Origin of the sequence: Gudongella sp. DL1XJH-153 (assembly GCF_049310905.1) — a bacterium.
Classification (GTDB): Bacteria; Bacillota; Clostridia; order Tissierellales; family Tissierellaceae; genus Gudongella.
Genome location: NZ_JBMEMN010000008.1, coordinates 1 through 15,504 on the forward strand (window position 1 = coordinate 1; position 15,504 = coordinate 15,504).

13 protein-coding genes, 1 rRNA gene and 1 other annotated feature are annotated in these 15,504 nt (G+C 41.5%); of the genes, 13 read left to right on the forward strand and 1 reads right to left on the reverse strand.

Features of this window, described 5'->3' with window-relative positions; translation table 11 throughout:
• The 6 genes from rrf to ileS all read left to right on the forward strand — a co-directional run.
• A 5S ribosomal RNA gene (gene rrf / locus ACOEN1_RS04825) occupies nt 1-79 on the forward strand; the annotation flags it as partial.
• A gap of 156 nt (nt 80-235) precedes the next feature.
• Nucleotides 236-1,300 carry a 4Fe-4S dicluster domain-containing protein gene (locus ACOEN1_RS04830; protein ID WP_422485346.1) on the forward strand — a complete coding sequence of 355 codons (1,065 nt, stop codon included), beginning with the start codon at nt 236-238 and terminating at the stop codon, nt 1,298-1,300.
• A gap of 173 nt (nt 1,301-1,473) precedes the next feature.
• Nucleotides 1,474-2,733, forward strand: coding sequence for a uracil-xanthine permease family protein (locus tag ACOEN1_RS04835; protein ID WP_422485347.1), 1,260 nt, complete (start codon nt 1,474-1,476; stop codon nt 2,731-2,733).
• Between the two features lie 81 nt (nt 2,734-2,814).
• Complete coding sequence (locus ACOEN1_RS04840) at nt 2,815-4,041, forward strand: NAD(P)/FAD-dependent oxidoreductase (protein ID WP_422485348.1); 1,227 nt, start codon at nt 2,815-2,817, stop codon at nt 4,039-4,041.
• 97 nt (nt 4,042-4,138) lie between these two features.
• Nucleotides 4,139-5,437, forward strand: coding sequence for an NAD(P)H-dependent oxidoreductase (locus ACOEN1_RS04845; protein WP_422485350.1), 1,299 nt, complete (start codon nt 4,139-4,141; stop codon nt 5,435-5,437).
• 44 nt (nt 5,438-5,481) lie between these two features.
• Nucleotides 5,482-5,688 (forward strand) — a binding site (T-box leader).
• 44 nt (nt 5,689-5,732) lie between these two features.
• Nucleotides 5,733-8,837, forward strand: coding sequence for an isoleucine--tRNA ligase (gene ileS, locus ACOEN1_RS04850; RefSeq protein ID WP_422485352.1), 3,105 nt, complete (start codon nt 5,733-5,735; stop codon nt 8,835-8,837).
• A gap of 27 nt (nt 8,838-8,864) precedes the next feature.
• Here ileS and sfsA read toward each other — a convergent pair whose 3' ends face one another.
• On the reverse strand, nt 8,865-9,563 hold the full coding sequence (sfsA, locus tag ACOEN1_RS04855; RefSeq protein WP_422485354.1) for a DNA/RNA nuclease SfsA: 699 nt from the start codon (nt 9,561-9,563) through the stop codon (nt 8,865-8,867).
• Between the two features lie 103 nt (nt 9,564-9,666).
• Between sfsA and ACOEN1_RS04860 the strand changes: the two genes are divergently transcribed.
• The 7 genes from ACOEN1_RS04860 (at nt 9,667) to ACOEN1_RS04890 (ending at nt 15,503) form a co-directional block, all read left to right on the forward strand.
• Nucleotides 9,667-10,152 carry a ribonuclease domain-containing protein gene (locus ACOEN1_RS04860; protein ID WP_422485355.1) on the forward strand — a complete coding sequence of 162 codons (486 nt, stop codon included), beginning with the start codon at nt 9,667-9,669 and terminating at the stop codon, nt 10,150-10,152.
• A gap of 11 nt (nt 10,153-10,163) precedes the next feature.
• Nucleotides 10,164-10,442 (forward strand): barstar family protein, encoded by a 279-nt coding sequence (locus tag ACOEN1_RS04865; RefSeq protein WP_422485356.1) that lies wholly within the window; start codon nt 10,164-10,166, stop codon nt 10,440-10,442.
• A gap of 63 nt (nt 10,443-10,505) precedes the next feature.
• Nucleotides 10,506-10,877, forward strand: a complete 372-nt coding sequence (locus tag ACOEN1_RS04870; RefSeq protein ID WP_422485358.1) for a YbaN family protein — start codon at nt 10,506-10,508, stop codon at nt 10,875-10,877.
• A gap of 11 nt (nt 10,878-10,888) precedes the next feature.
• Nucleotides 10,889-11,620: an NAD-dependent protein deacylase gene (locus ACOEN1_RS04875; protein ID WP_422485359.1), complete on the forward strand. Its 732-nt coding sequence runs from the start codon at nt 10,889-10,891 to the stop codon at nt 11,618-11,620.
• Entirely contained in the window at nt 11,620-12,786 is a 1,167-nt protein-coding gene (locus ACOEN1_RS04880; RefSeq protein ID WP_422485360.1) for a class I SAM-dependent methyltransferase, read from the forward strand. Before ACOEN1_RS04875 ends, ACOEN1_RS04880 begins: the two co-directional genes overlap by 1 nt.
• Before the next feature lie 15 nt (nt 12,787-12,801).
• Nucleotides 12,802-14,337 carry a glutamine-hydrolyzing GMP synthase gene (gene guaA / locus ACOEN1_RS04885; RefSeq protein WP_422485361.1) on the forward strand — a complete coding sequence of 512 codons (1,536 nt, stop codon included), beginning with the start codon at nt 12,802-12,804 and terminating at the stop codon, nt 14,335-14,337.
• 230 nt (nt 14,338-14,567) lie between these two features.
• Nucleotides 14,568-15,503 (forward strand): nucleoside hydrolase, encoded by a 936-nt coding sequence (locus tag ACOEN1_RS04890; RefSeq protein ID WP_422485362.1) that lies wholly within the window; start codon nt 14,568-14,570, stop codon nt 15,501-15,503.
• The last annotated feature ends 1 nt before the right edge of the window (nt 15,504 follow it).

A 15,504-nucleotide genomic window follows, 5' to 3' on the forward strand; every position in this document is an offset into this window, starting at 1 on the left:
ACCGAACACAGAAGTTAAGCCTCTTAACGCCGATGGTACTTGGTTGGAAACGATCTGGGAGAGTAGGAAGTTGCCAGTCTATATATACTTAGTAAAGATTCTGTTGATTATTCAACAGGGTCTTTTTTTTGTGCAAAATCATCGGGGAATGATATAATGGGGAATGATGTAATTTAGAAAAGCAGACTAAAAATGACTCATACAATACATGCAATTGGTAGAGAGGATGAGAAAAATGGCAAGGATAGATGAGAGAGATATAATGTTCTCAAGAGTAACAAGAGTTGAGGGTACTGAGGAATACAAGGACTACTACAAGAGGAATCCAGAAAAAAAAGAGATCGATGACGCGATAAGAGCAATGCCTGATATGAATGGAAATACAACCAAATTCTTCCACCCCTTAAATTCTCCAATGGTGGATGCAGCATTCGGTTTCTTGTCCGACATCAGGGGTTTGGTGGATGGCCCAGACTCAGCCGAAAAAAGGGTGGATGCCCTACCTGAAGAATTTACAGAAAAGCTAAAAGGCTTGGCTTCATTTTATGGTGCAAAGCTTACAGGGGTTGCATTGCTGGATGAAAGCTATTACTATACCCACAGAGGAAGGACAGATCAGGTTTATGGTGACAGAGTTGAACCGGATTTGCCGTATACATTTGTGTTCGCAGTGGAAACGGATCGAGACTACATAAACACAGCTCCTGTACTTTCCCAGAGCATAGAGGTAACAAAGGGTTATGTTGATGCTGCAATTATTGGAATGATTCTTCTATATTACATAAAATCAATGGGCTATAGGGCAAGAAATAATATGGACGGCAACTACTTGATGGTGATGCCACTTGCAGCAAGGGCCGCAGGACTTGGGGACATAGGAAGACATGGTCTTTTGGTGACTCCTGAATACGGCTCAAGGATAAGATTGGGTGCGGTTACCACTGATATGCCACTGGTTGCAGATAGAAGGTCACCCCTTAAAATCAAGGAATTTTGTGAAGCCTGTGGAAGGTGTGCACTGCTGTGTCCATCAAAAGCCATCTCAAAGGAACCGCCAATTGAAATTGATGGAGTCGAAAGGTGGCAGACCAATCAGGGGGCATGCTTTGGGAAATGGATGGAATTTGGTACGGATTGCGGTATTTGCGTAGCCTCCTGCCCATTCAGCCTGCCCATGGACAAGAAGGATATCGAAAAGTATTATGAGGATTCCGGGTATAAGAATGATATTCTGGAGAAGTATGGATCAATGGAATTCAGAAAAAAAATCAACAATGAAAAATTGGAATGGTTGAAGTAGAACAATGACTTAAATGGATACTTTCAGGATGTTTTTCACATAAATCGTTCAATAAGATGCACAATATTTCAGTAAAAACATCTTGAAATTCAACCAAACCAATGATATACTTTTGAGAAGTAAGAAAAAAATACTTTAAATCAGTCCTGAGAGGCTGGAAAGGAGAGAATAACATGACTGAAAACGTAATTAAAGGTTCAGTTTCTACTCCCGTGTCAATAGTGGCCGGAGCAAGAAAGTCAGTTTTAGCTTTACAACATCTAATCGCAATGTTCGGTGCAACGGTTCTCGTACCAATGATCACAGGTTTGAACCCATCAATAGCACTACTATCCGCTGGAATAGGTACACTGATTTTCCACACCTGCACAAAGGGTAAAGTACCTGTATTCCTAGGCTCATCATTCGCTTTCATCCCGGTAATACTTACAGTTAAAGAGTTATATAATGGAGATCTGGCTTATGCCCAAGGGGGTATTGTTGTAGCCGGATTAATTTATGTGCTGATGTCTTTCCTGATCAAGTCAATTGGTGTGGAAAGAGTACAAAAACTCCTTGCACCTCAGGTAATAGGACCAATGATTATTGTAATTGGACTTAACCTGGTACCGGTAGCATACGGAATGGCTTCAAGTCACTTTATGGTAGCTGCAATAACACTGGGCGTTGCCCTTGGAATAAACTTTCTTGGAAAAGGGTTTATCAAGCAGTTATCAATACTTCTTGCAGTAGTAACAGGATATGCAGTGGCATACAGCGTAGGACTTGTAGATACATCAATAGTAGGAAATGCAAGCCTTGTAGCAATACCAGAGTTCACATTCCCAAAGTTTGACATAGGCGCAATTGCAATAATAGCACCAGTTATACTTGCAGTATTCATGGAGCATCTTGGTGATATAACTACAAACGGACAAGTTGTTGGAAAAGACTTCATAAAGGATCCAGGATTAAACAGAACACTTCTTGGAGACGGCCTTGCAACAACATTTGCAGCATTGATAGGTGGACCGGCAAATACAACATACGGTGAAAACACAGGAGTACTTGCAATAACCAAGAACTACGACCCATCAATCCTAAGACTTGCAGCAATGTTTGCAGTAGTATTGGCATTCGTAGCAAAAATCGGAGCAGTACTTAGCTCAATACCAACATCAGTAATGGGTGGAATCAGCTTGATGCTGTTCAGCATGATAGCACTGATTGGTGTTAAGACAATCAAAAATAACGACGTTAAAATAAACGGAAAAAACATAGTGGTAATGGGAACAATCATTGTACTTGGATTATTCAGCACACAGCTTTCAGCAATGACTGGCATGACAATTGGAATACCAATAAATGAAACTGTAAGCATAACAGGACTGAGCTTTGCAGCACTTGTGGGAATCATCCTGAATGCAGTGCTTAACATGAAGAAAACAGCTTAGAATAGATAAAATTTAAGATTAATTGAGACTATGGTATAATCTATATCATAGTCTTTAATTATTTTTGGAAGAAGGGATATTATGAGCTTGAAGGTAGCGGTAATTGGAGGAGGAGCCTCAGGAATGATGGCTGCAATAAACTGTGCATACACTGGTGCAAAGGTTGTCCTGCTTGAAAGAAACGACAGGGTAGGAAAGAAACTGCTTGCAACAGGTAACGGCAGATGCAATTATACCAATGAGAATATGAAGCTGGATTTTCTCTATGGAGAAGACCACTTGTTTATAGAAAAGGTGATGGAAAAGTTCAATCGTGACCAGACCGTTGAATTCTTTGAAAAGATCGGAATCGTTCCTGCATCGGAAGGGGACGGAAAAATATTTCCCCTTTCATTTCAAAGCTCATCGGTACTGGATGTGCTGAGATACGAAATGGAAAAAGTAGGTATAGAAGTGCTTACAGATTCGTATGTAGTGGAGATAAAGAAGGAAAAGGATTTTTTAGTAAAACTAAAAGAAGGAAAGTCCATACGGGGCGACAGGGTAATAGTTACCACTGGAGGGAGGGCAATGCCCGTAAGTGGTTCCGACGGCAATGGATATGGCCTTGTGAAGCCTCTGGGTCATGGTACAGTCGAGACCACGCCTGCCCTTGTGCAGCTAAAGCTAAAAGGTGACATATTCAAGCAGATAAACGGAGTGAAATTTGTTGGAAGGGTTGTTTTGTATATCGATGGGAAACGGACAAAGGAAGACTTCGGAGATGTTCTTTTTACAGATTACGGAATATCCGGGCCACCTGTACTTCAAATTAGCAGGGAGGCAATCAGAGCCCAGGAAAAAGGAATAGATACAAGGGTAAGGATTTCAATCATTAGTGGAAAGACAAAGGAAGAAGTGTTTTCATATCTGAAGGAGAGATTTAAGAATTTTCCTGAACGTACATTGGACTTTGGCCTAGTTGGACTGATAAACAAAAGATTGATACTTCCAATTTTAAAGGAGCTTGACCTGGACAAGAACAAAGTGGTTGGAAGTCTCGAAAACAGAGAGATTGAAGCGCTTGCAGAAATCCTTACGAGCTGGGAGTTCCCTGTTATCGGCAACAAAGGCTGGGGACAGGCACAGACAACTGCAGGTGGAATAATGACAAAGGATATCAATCCAGATACAATGGAATCAAAACTGGTAAAGGGACTGTTCTTTGCAGGGGAAATACTTGATGTGGATGGTGACTGTGGAGGATACAATCTCCAATGGGCATGGTCAAGCGGTTATCTGGCAGGACTTTCAGCAGGATCCCTGTAATTGGGATGCATAAACTTATTGTGAAATAGAATCTTAAATATGATAAAATAGCTATGGTGCAACAAGAGATTAAAATTATGTAATTCGGGAGGATAAGATGTTTGGATTAAGAAATAAGCTGGGTGAGTTGGAGGAGAGTAACAATCCCATTAAGGTTTGCCTCGTAGGAGCAGGACTAATGGGAAAAGGGCTTGTAAGTCAACTTACACGAGTTGATGGCATGACACCGTCTGTGGTGGTAAGCAATAAAATCCAGGATAGTGTGGATGCATTTACAATTGCTGGAATCCACAAATCAGATATTGTAATAGCGAGGAACACAACTGATATAGACAATGCAGTAAGAGCCGGAAAGTTTGTAGCTACAGACCTGTGGGATATGGCAGTAAGAGCCGGCATGACAGATGTTATTGTCGATGCGACAGGAGTTCCCGATACAGGAGCGAGAATCGCAACAACCTCAATACTGGAAGGCAAGGATATCGTTATGCTAAATGTCGAGGCAGATGTTGTAGTTGGACCTTACCTTAACAGGCTGGCCAAGCAGGAAGGCGTAGTCTACACCGGTTCAGCCGGAGATGAGCCCGGAGCTGTAATGGAGCTGTATGATTTTGCTGTTTCAACGGGATTCAAGGTACTTGCCCTTGGAAAAGGGAAAAATAACCCGCTGGATCATCACGTAACCCCGCAAATGGTTCGTGTAAAGGCAGAAAAATCAGGTCTTAAGCCCTTGAGACTGGCCTCATTCATAGATGGAACAAACACCATGGTCGAAATGGCTGCAATGGCTAATGCCTCTGGATTTGTACCTGATGTAAGGGGCGGTCATGGTCCAGACACGACAGTGGATCAGTTGCCAAAGGTTTACAGTCTGAAAAGTGAAGGTGGAATACTAAACAGATATGGAATAGTGGATTTTGCATTTGGAGCAGCACCTGGAGTGTATGCAATAGTAACGACAGACCTTCCACAGGTTCATCACGAAATGAAGTTCCTGAAGATGGGCGATGGTCCAAACTATGTCCTGTTCAGACCATACCACCTGACAAGTCTTGAAACGCCAATAACAATTGCAAAGGCTCACATATACAGGGAACCATCAATAGTCCCAATGATGGACAGACCGGTGGCCGAGGTGATTACAATGGCAAAGAAGGATATCAAAAAAGGTGAGTACTTTGATGGCATAGGTGAAGAGACCGTATATGGAAGCATAGAAGAGTACAATGTCGCTAAAAAAGAGGACCTTGTGCCAATAGGTCTTATAAATAGAAATGCAAGAGCAAGGGTTGATATAAAGAAGGATGAATATATAACAAACAGCATGATAGAACTTGATACGGATACTGAGATTTACAAGCTTAGACAGCTGCAGGATGAACAAACAACATCTTGACAAAAGACTGTAAATCCTATATATTATTAGACAAGTGTAAACATATAAATGCAGTGATCAGGACAGTAATCAGTCGGGACCATTTTAGAGAGGTGGCAGTAGGGTGGAATGTCGCCATGGAAAGATTGATGAAAATCACCTGTGAGCATAACGTCTGAAAAGTAAGGCGTTACGTGAAGACGTTATACTTAAATGGAGTGACAGGATTTATCCTGTAATTTGGGTGGTACCGCGGAATTTTCGTCCCTAAGTCTTTGACTTGGGGATTTTTTATTTTAAAAAGGAGAGATGATCAGTGAAAAGGTTTAATGAATTATCAAATGAACCAGTAAAGGATAGGGAGAAATCCATATCAGAATACTGGAAAGAAATTGACCTTCTGCACAAATCAGTGGAATCAAGAGATCCGGAAAACCCTTACGTTTTCTACGAAGGACCTCCCACTGCAAACGGCAAACCTGGAATTCACCACGTAATGGCCAGGACATTGAAGGACTTAACCTGCAGATACAAGACAATGCAGGGATATCAGGTAAAAAGAAAAGCAGGATGGGATACACATGGCCTGCCTGTTGAAATTGAGGTAGAAAAGAAGCTTAACCTTAAGAACAAGCAGGATATTGAAAATTTTGGAATGGAAGAATTCAACACAGCATGTCGTGAATCTGTATTTACCTACGAAAAGCTTTGGAGGGAAATGACAGAAAGAATGGCCTATCTGATTGACCTGGATGACCCATACATCACCTTGGACAACAACTACATTGAATCAGTCTGGTGGATACTGGACAAGTTCTTCAAGGAAGGTTACATCTACGAAGGCCACAAGATACTTCCATACTGCTCAAGATGCGGTACTGGACTGGCATCCCACGAGGTTGCCCTTGGTTATGAAGAAATAAAGACAGAGACTGTAATAGTCGAGTTCAAGGTAAAGGACAAGGATGAGTATATCCTTGCATGGACAACGACACCTTGGACACTGCCATCCAACGTTTGCGTAACAGTAAATCCTGACATAACATATATAAAGGCAAAAAAAGACGACAAAGTATACTACCTTGCAAAGGAATTGGGAGATAAAGTACTTGGGGAAGACTATGAGATTCTTCAGGAGATGACAGGCAAGGATATGGAGTACATGGAGTACGAGCAGCTTATTCCATATATAGATGTCAAGGGAAAGGCGTTCTATGTAACTGTTGGAGATTATGTAACAATAGAAGACGGAACTGGAATCGTCCATTCAGCACCAGCATTTGGTGAAGATGACTACAACACAGGTTTGAAGTATAATCTTCCTGTAGTAAATCCAGTATCAGAGGAAGGCAAGTTCACAGAAACCCCTTGGGCTGGTACGTTTGTAATGGATGCAGACCACGATATAATTCACTGGCTAAAGGACAATGACAAGCTCTTCAAGAAAGAAAAAATGCTGCACAATTATCCACATTGCTGGAGATGTAGCACGCCACTTCTATACTACGCAAAGCCATCATGGTATATAGAGATGACAAAGTTGAAGGACAAGCTCGTTGAGAACAACAACAGTGTAAACTGGTTCCCTGATTTTGTAGGCGAAAAGAGATTTGGCAACTGGCTGGAGAATGTAAACGACTGGGCCATATCAAGAAACAGATACTGGGGTACACCATTTCCAATATGGAGATGTGATGACTGCGGACACCTTGAAAGTGTAGGATCGAGACAGGAACTGATTGACAGAGCAATCGAGGAAGATGTGACAATGGACATCGATCTTCACAGACCATACGTTGACGATATCCACTTCAATTGCCCTGAATGTAACGGAACCATGACCAGGGAAAAAGAAGTAATCGACTGCTGGTTTGACAGTGGAGCAATGCCATTTGCACAGCACCACTATCCATTCGAGAACAAGGAAAATTTCGACAAACTCTTCCCAGCAGACTTTATCTGTGAAGGAATAGACCAGACAAGAGGTTGGTTCTACTCCCTAATAGCAATTTCAACATTTGTAAAAGGAGTATCACCATATAAGAACGTTCTTGTAAATGACCTGGTACTGGACAAAACCGGAAAGAAAATGTCCAAGACAAGAGGAAATACAGTAGATCCGTTCAGATTGTTCGACGACTACGGAGCAGATGTTCTTAGATGGTACCTGATATATGTATCACCACCATGGACACCAACAAAGTTTGATGAAGACGGACTTAAAGAGGTTGAATCCAAGTTCTTCAGAAGTATAAGAAACGTGTACAACTTCTTCTCAATGTATGCAAATACAGATGAGATAGATCCTGAAGAATTCTTTGTACCTTACGAGGAAAGACCACAAATTGACAGATGGATTCTATCAAAATTCAATACACTGATAGCCCAGTCCAAGGAAAACATGGATGAGTTTGAGCTTACCAGAGTAGTAAGGGCAATCCAGGAATTTGTAATAGAAGACCTGTCCAACTGGTATATCAGAAGAAATAGAAGAAGATTCTGGTCAACAGAGATGGATGATGACAAAAAGGCAGTATACAATACAACCTATGAAATACTGGTAGATGTATGCAAGCTAATTGCACCATTTGTACCATTCATATCAGAGGAGCTATACAAAAACCTAACAGGCAAGGAATCAGTTCACCTTGACCTCTACCCAGAATCAAAGCCAGAGCTAATAAACAAAGAGCTTGAGGAGAAGATGGACCTTGTCAGAAACCTTGTAACTCTTGGAAGGGCATCTAGAGAGAACGTTAGAATCAAGGTAAGACAACCACTTAACGAGGTTGTAATTGACGGTAAATATGAATCAAAGCTGTCTGATTTGATTCCATTGATAAAGGAAGAGCTTAACGTTAAGGAAGTCTTGTTTGAGAAGGATCTTTCACAGTTTATGAACTTCTCACTTAAGCCTAACTTCAAGGTTGCAGGACCAATCCTTGGATCAAAGATCAAGGCATTTGGCAAGGCGCTTTCCGAGCTCGATGCAGCAGCTGCTGTAGTAAAGCTTGAAAATGGCGAGAACCTCCATATGAACCTGGATGGAGAAGAATTTGAGATAAACAATGACCTTGTTCAGACATCAATATCATCCAAGGAAGGCTTCAATGTGGTTATGGAGAACAACCTGTTTGTAATCCTGGACACAACTCTTACACCGGAACTCTTGAACGAAGGATTTGCAAGAGAGTTTGTATCAAAGGTCCAGCAGATGAGAAAAGCGAACGGCTACGAAATACTGGATACCATAACAATCAAGTACGACGGAAGTGATGCAATCAAGGAAGCGGTATCACAATACGGCGAATTCATAAAGTCAGAGACACTGGCAACTGACATCCAGCATGTAGAAGACGCAGAATTTGAAAAGCAGGATCTTAATGGAGAAGAAACAGGAATACAGTTAAGCAAAAATTAAGTAAGGATAAATAAATCAGGGAACAGGCTATAAGACCTGTTCCCTGTATTGTATTTTTGAGCCTATTTGAATCGAGTCAAAGGTGACGATGCTGTCATAAACGTGAACACGTACACCCTTGTTTACTGCCAGGTCGAGAGCCTGACCAAATTCAGGGTCCATAGTCCTGTTTGGTGTGAAGGTTTCAGGGCCCTTCATCTGGATAAGAAATAATATGTTTCCCTCATAGCCATCTTCAACAGCACGGATCATTTCCATGATATGCTTTGTTCCCCGAATTGTTGGAGCATCAGGGAATTTGGACAAACCATCCATTTCCAAGGTGACCCCCTTGATTTCAATAAAGCCCTCTCTGTCAACATCCCTGTAGTACACATCAAAGCGGGAATCTCCAAACCTTTGCTCTCCCTTGATTAGCTCAGGAGTTCCAAGTCCCTGGATTTTACCATCCATCAGGGCATCCATAACAACCCTGTTGGGAACCTGGGAGTCCATGTTAACAAGCATTTCCTCCTTGTAAACGGATATTAGGGAGTATCTTGTCTTTCTTTTGGTATCGAGGCCGTGGTCCTGAAGGATGACCCTTGCTCCCGGAAGTAGTAGTTCCCTGCATCTGCCGGTGTTTTTAACATGGGCTATCTCCTCACTGCCATTTACCATGACGTGGGAAATGAATCTGTTGGGACGCTTAAGGAAGATCCCTTGTATCATATTTGAATATTTCATAGGTAAAATCAACTCCATTTCAATCATTCAATATTAACACATATTGAATCTCCAGACAATATTAGGGTATCTTAAGACTAGTACTTAAAGGAGGACAAAAAACATGAGACAATTTACAAAAATGACCATTATAACCCTTGTTGTGGCCTTACTTCTATTGGGATTAGCGGCATGTACAGGCACGGATGTTGTAGTGGACGAAGCTGAACCTCCACTGGTTGAAGATGGAGAAGAGGTAGTTCAGGAGATAGATGAGGATGGCTATTACACATCACCCGAGGATGTAGCTCTCTATTTACACACATATGAAAGACTGCCCAACAACTATATCACCAAGGAAGATGCAATGGACCTTGGATGGGACGCACAGGAAGGTAATCTCTGGGAAGTAACTGACAGGATGAGCATCGGAGGCAACAGGTTTGGCAACAGGGAGAAACTACTACCTGAAGCAGATGGCAGACAGTATTACGAAGCAGATGTAAACTACGAGGGTGGATACCGAGGTGCCGAAAGACTTGTCTATTCAAATGATGGTCTGATATTCTATACTGAGGATCATTACGAATCATTTGAGCAGCTTTACTAGGGGGATGAATGATGAAAACTGTATTGCTAGATGCAAAAAAAATGAAGGACAAGGATTTTCACGACTACTTTAAAAAGAAGCTGGACCTGGAAGGATACCACGGAAACAATCTTGATGCAATGTATGATGTCCTTTCAACGATAAGAGAGGAACTCCGTATATATGTATATGATATGGATCTAGAAAATATGACTGAATATGGGAATTCCATATGGAGAACATTAAGGGACTTGGAGATGCATAGAGATAACATCAGTTTAAGAACTGTGAGTATTTCGAAAAGGTATTGAATAAAATGGATAAAAGTAATATATTAATATGAATAGAAAAATCTGTAACAAGAGGAGAAAACCATGAAAGCTGTATTTATAGCATTAGGTTTTCTTTCAGTCTCAATCGGGGCAATAGGGGCAGTGTTACCTGTACTTCCCACTACGCCTTTTCTTTTGCTGGGTTCATACTTTTTTGCAAAGGGATCCGACAGGTTCGATACGTGGCTGAAGGGAACAAAACTATACAAGGATAATCTGGAGAGTTTTGAAAAGAACAGGTCCATGACCAGAAAAACAAAAATATACCTGATGACTTTATCATCTTCAATGATATGGCTGAGTGTATTTATGGTGGATAAAATATATCTTAAAGCAATGCTGATTATGATAGATCTGTTTAAGTACTACTATTTTATTTTTGTGATCAAGACAGAGGAAGAGTCAGTGGATTAAGGGGGATAACCATGTCTATTGAAAAATTGAGCAAGATAATAATGGAAAGCGACAATATAGTTTTTTTTGGAGGAGCGGGAGTCTCAACAGAAAGCAATATACCAGATTTCAGAAGTGAAAGTGGAATATATTCAACAAAAAACAAATACGGATATCCTCCGGAATATCTCCTAAGTCACTCCTTCTTCAGAGACCATCAGAAGGAGTTTTTCAACTATTATAGGGATAATATGCTCCACCCGAACGCAAAGCCAAACAAGGCACACCTGGCTCTGGGAAAACTGGAGGAGTTGGGAAAGCTAAAGGCAGTCATAACCCAAAATATCGACGGGCTACATCAGTTGGGGGGATCAAGAAACGTACTTGAGATACACGGTTCAGTCCACAGAAACTATTGTCTATCCTGCGGAGCGGAGTACCCGGTAGATAAGATTCAAGAGTCCGAGTCAATCCCCACATGTGATAAATGCGGTGGAATTGTACGCCCCGATGTTGTATTATATGAGGAAGGCCTGGATATGAGGGTAATGGACAAGGCAATGGATTATATCAGGAAAGCCCAGGTGCTAATTGTAGGAGGTACATCCTTGAATGTATATCCTGCAGCAGGACTTGTGGAGTACTTCAGAGGAAAAGAACTGGTCCTGATCAATAAGACATCAACAGGCTATGATAACAGAGCAACCCTGATATTCAGGGATAGCATAGGAGAAGTACTTGATGATGCATTGAGGAGAATATGATGGAGACAAGAGAACTGCTGAAAAAACTCATAATTGAAGACAAGCTATCAAAGGCTGTTTTAAGCAACAGAAGGACAAGGGATGATTCATTGGCGAGCAAGGTCATCGTGAGTCCGGTTACAATTAAGGATAGAATCATGTATCAGTTTGAGAGCCATATTGACAACAAGGCACTCCATGAAAACCTTGAAAAGGAAGAAGCTCTTGATAGGTTGCTGGAGTTGATCCAGAATGATTTCAGACAAGCTGTGATGAAGACATCAATCGGTGAATACCAGATACTGACGAGTAAAAAAGGCAAGCAGAAAATAATTGGCAACATGGACAACATCTCAAAGGTTGTAAGTAGCCATAACAGAAAAAAACAGTATGTTATCAGCGAGGGAGAACCAGTGGACTTTCTGATTCATCTTGGAGTAATGGATGGGAAGGGAAAAGTCTTTAAGCAGAAGTACAATAAATTCAGGCAGATAAATAAATTCCTGGAGTTGGTTGATGCCTCAATGGAGCCACTGATGGGCCAGGATGAGATAAGGATAATCGATTTTGGGTGTGGAAAAAGCTACCTGACATTTGCACTTCATCACTACCTTGTAAAAATAAAGAATAAGAAGGTAAAAATCACAGGACTTGATCTTAAGCAGGATGTAATAGACCTTTGCAACCGAACCACAGAAGAACTCAATTATGAAGGACTGCAGTTTATATGTGGAGATATCAAGGATCACAGCTCGGGAGAGGACATCGATATGGTTGTAACTCTTCATGCCTGTGATACAGCTACAGATGTTGCTCTTGAGAAAGCAGTAAGGTGGGGAGCAAAAGTAATTTTGTCAGTACCTTGTTGTCAGCATGAGCTTTATGATAAAATCAAGAATAATAATCTTTCTGCAATGCTCAAGCACGGCATCATCAGAGAGAGACTAAGCTCCCTTGTAACAGACAGCATCAGAGGATCCGTCCTGGAGATACTGGGGTATCAGGTTCAGCTGTTGGAGTTTATAGACATGGAGCACACTCCAAAGAACATAATGATAAGGGCAATAAAAAAGCACCCAATCTTCAGAGAAGAGAAGGTGAAGGAGTACAGAGAGCTTAAGGAAACATGGGGTCTTGAGGATATATTCATTGAGAATGCCATGAAGGATTTACTGGAAATCAAATAAGTGGGAGGAATGTCAATGGAAAGGGAAATGGTACTGGTACTTGACTTCGGTGGTCAGTACAACCAGCTGATAGCAAGAAGAGTAAGAGACTTGAACGTATATTGCGAGGTACATCCATACACAATAGGTCTGGATAAGATCAAGGGGATGGATCCAAAGGGAATCATCTTTACAGGTGGACCAAACAGCGTATACGAGGATAAATCCCCGTCAATAAGTAAGGAAATCTATGATATGGGTATTCCAATACTGGGGATATGCTATGGAGCACAACTTATGTCATATACATTAGGCGGTTCTGTAAAAGCTGCCAAGACAAGGGAATACGGAAAAGTAAAACTGAATGTAGAAGGCGATTCACCGATATTCAAGGATGTAAAAGAGAAATCTGTTACATGGATGAGTCACACAGATTATGTTGAGAAGCTTGCTGAAGGATTTCATGTAACAGCAACTACAGAGTCATGCCCAACAGCAGCCTTTGAATACAGTGAAAAGAACCTGTACGGAGTACAGTTCCACCCAGAGGTTCAGCATTCAGAAGAAGGTAACAAGGTATTGAGCAATTTCCTGTTTAACGTTGCAGGATGCAGCGGAGACTGGAAAATGGATGAATTTGTCGAAAACTCAATAGCTGCAATCAAGGAAAAAGTAGGGGACAAGAAGGTCCTTTGTGCACTTTCAGGAGGCGTGGACTCCTCAGTGGCAGCAGTAATGATAGAAAGAGCAGTAGGCAAGCAGCTTACATGTATATTTGTAGACCACGGACTTCTTAGAAAAGATGAGGGAGACCAGGTTGAAGAAGTATTTTCCAACAACTACAACCTGAACTTCATAAGAGTAAATGCACAGGAAAGATTCTACGATAAGCTAAAAGGTGTAATAGATCCAGAGACAAAACGAAAGATAATCGGAGAAGAATTTATCAGGGTATTCGAGGAAGAAGCAAAGAAGATCGGTACAGTAGACTATCTAGTACAGGGAACAATCTATCCGGATGTAATAGAGAGCGGAGTGGGCGACTCAGCAGTGATTAAGAGTCATCACAATGTAGGAGGACTACCAGACTACGTAGACTTCAAGGAAATAATAGAACCACTAAGGGACCTGTTTAAGGACGAAGTAAGAAAAGCGGGACTTGAACTGGGATTGCCAAAGGAATTGGTATTTAGACAACCATTCCCTGGACCAGGACTTGCAATAAGAATAATCGGAGAAGTTTCGGAAGAAAAGGTGAAAATACTTCAGGAAGCAGACCATGTATTCAGAAGAGAAATAAAAATGGTCGGAATGGACATGGAGTTAAACCAGTACTTTGCAGTGCTTACAAATCTTAAGAGCGTTGGAGTAATGGGAGATGGAAGAACCTACGACTTCACACTGGCACTAAGAGCAGTAACCACAACAGACTTTATGACAGCAGAGTTTGCACAGATACCATGGTCGATACTTGGAGACATCTCATCAAAGATAGTAAACGAAGTACCACACATAAATCGAATAGTGTATGATATAACAAATAAACCACCAGCGACGATAGAGTGGGAGTAACTCCCAATTTGTTAAGCCCAAAGGGCGAAAACAAATTGTAGGAGTTACCCCTGTCAGGGTTGACGAGACCTGTATCGACCAAAGGGAGATAGAGGTCCGTAACCTACGGCGCCGGAATGGACTTTCATGTCCTATTTCTATTCCCAGCAAGGGAGTTCCCGTAACAAAGGCACTTTAACAAAATTGGACCGAAAGGTCCTTTTTTGCTACAAAGAAGGAGGTATAGAAAAATGGATAGAATTCCAGTAATACTGGACGGAGATCCAGGGCACGATGATGCAATAGCCTGGATGATTGCGGCAGCATCTCCAATGTTGAATATCAAAGCTGTTACAACAGTGGCAGGTAATAAGGATATTGAAAATGTAACAAGAAATGCACTAAATGTATGTTCACTATTCGGAATTGATGCTCCGGTAGCAAAAGGAGCTCATGGTCCTTTGGTAGTTGAAGGAATTACTGCTGGCGACTTCCATGGAGTAACCGGTCTTGACGGAGCAGACCTTCCTCCATCATCTAAGATTCTCAGTAAAGATTCTGCTGTAGAGCTAATGGTCAAGGTGATAGAAGAAAGTGATGAACAGATTGTTATAATCGGTACAGGTGCAGAAACCAATCTAGCTGCCTTGTTGCTGTATAGACCAGATCTCAAGGGGAAAATAAAGGCATGTTACCTAATGGGCGGCGGGATTGGTACAGGCAATTGGACCCCTGCTGCAGAATTTAACATCCTTGTAGATCCAGAAGCTGCCAGTATAGTATTTGAATCCGGTGTACCCGTTGTAATGTCCGGACTGGATGTAACAGAAAAAGCACTTATATATCCAGAGGATGTAGACCGAATCCGAGCAATAGGAACACAGGTCAGCAATATCGTAAGTAACTGGCTGGACTTCTTTGGAGCAACACATGCAGCATTGGGCTACAAGGGATGGCCACTGCATGACCCATGTGCTGTTCTGTCCTTGATCAAACCAGAGATTTTCACAATTGAAGATGCCTATCTACAAGTTGATAAAAATGGGATACACACAAGAGGGGAAGTACTAGCGGATTATGAAGACAGAGATCGATTAAACGGTAAGGTTGTGCTTAATCTAGATCGCCAAGCCTTTGTGGAAGAACTAATAAAGGCAGTGGAACACTTTACAGATGGGGAGGTATAAG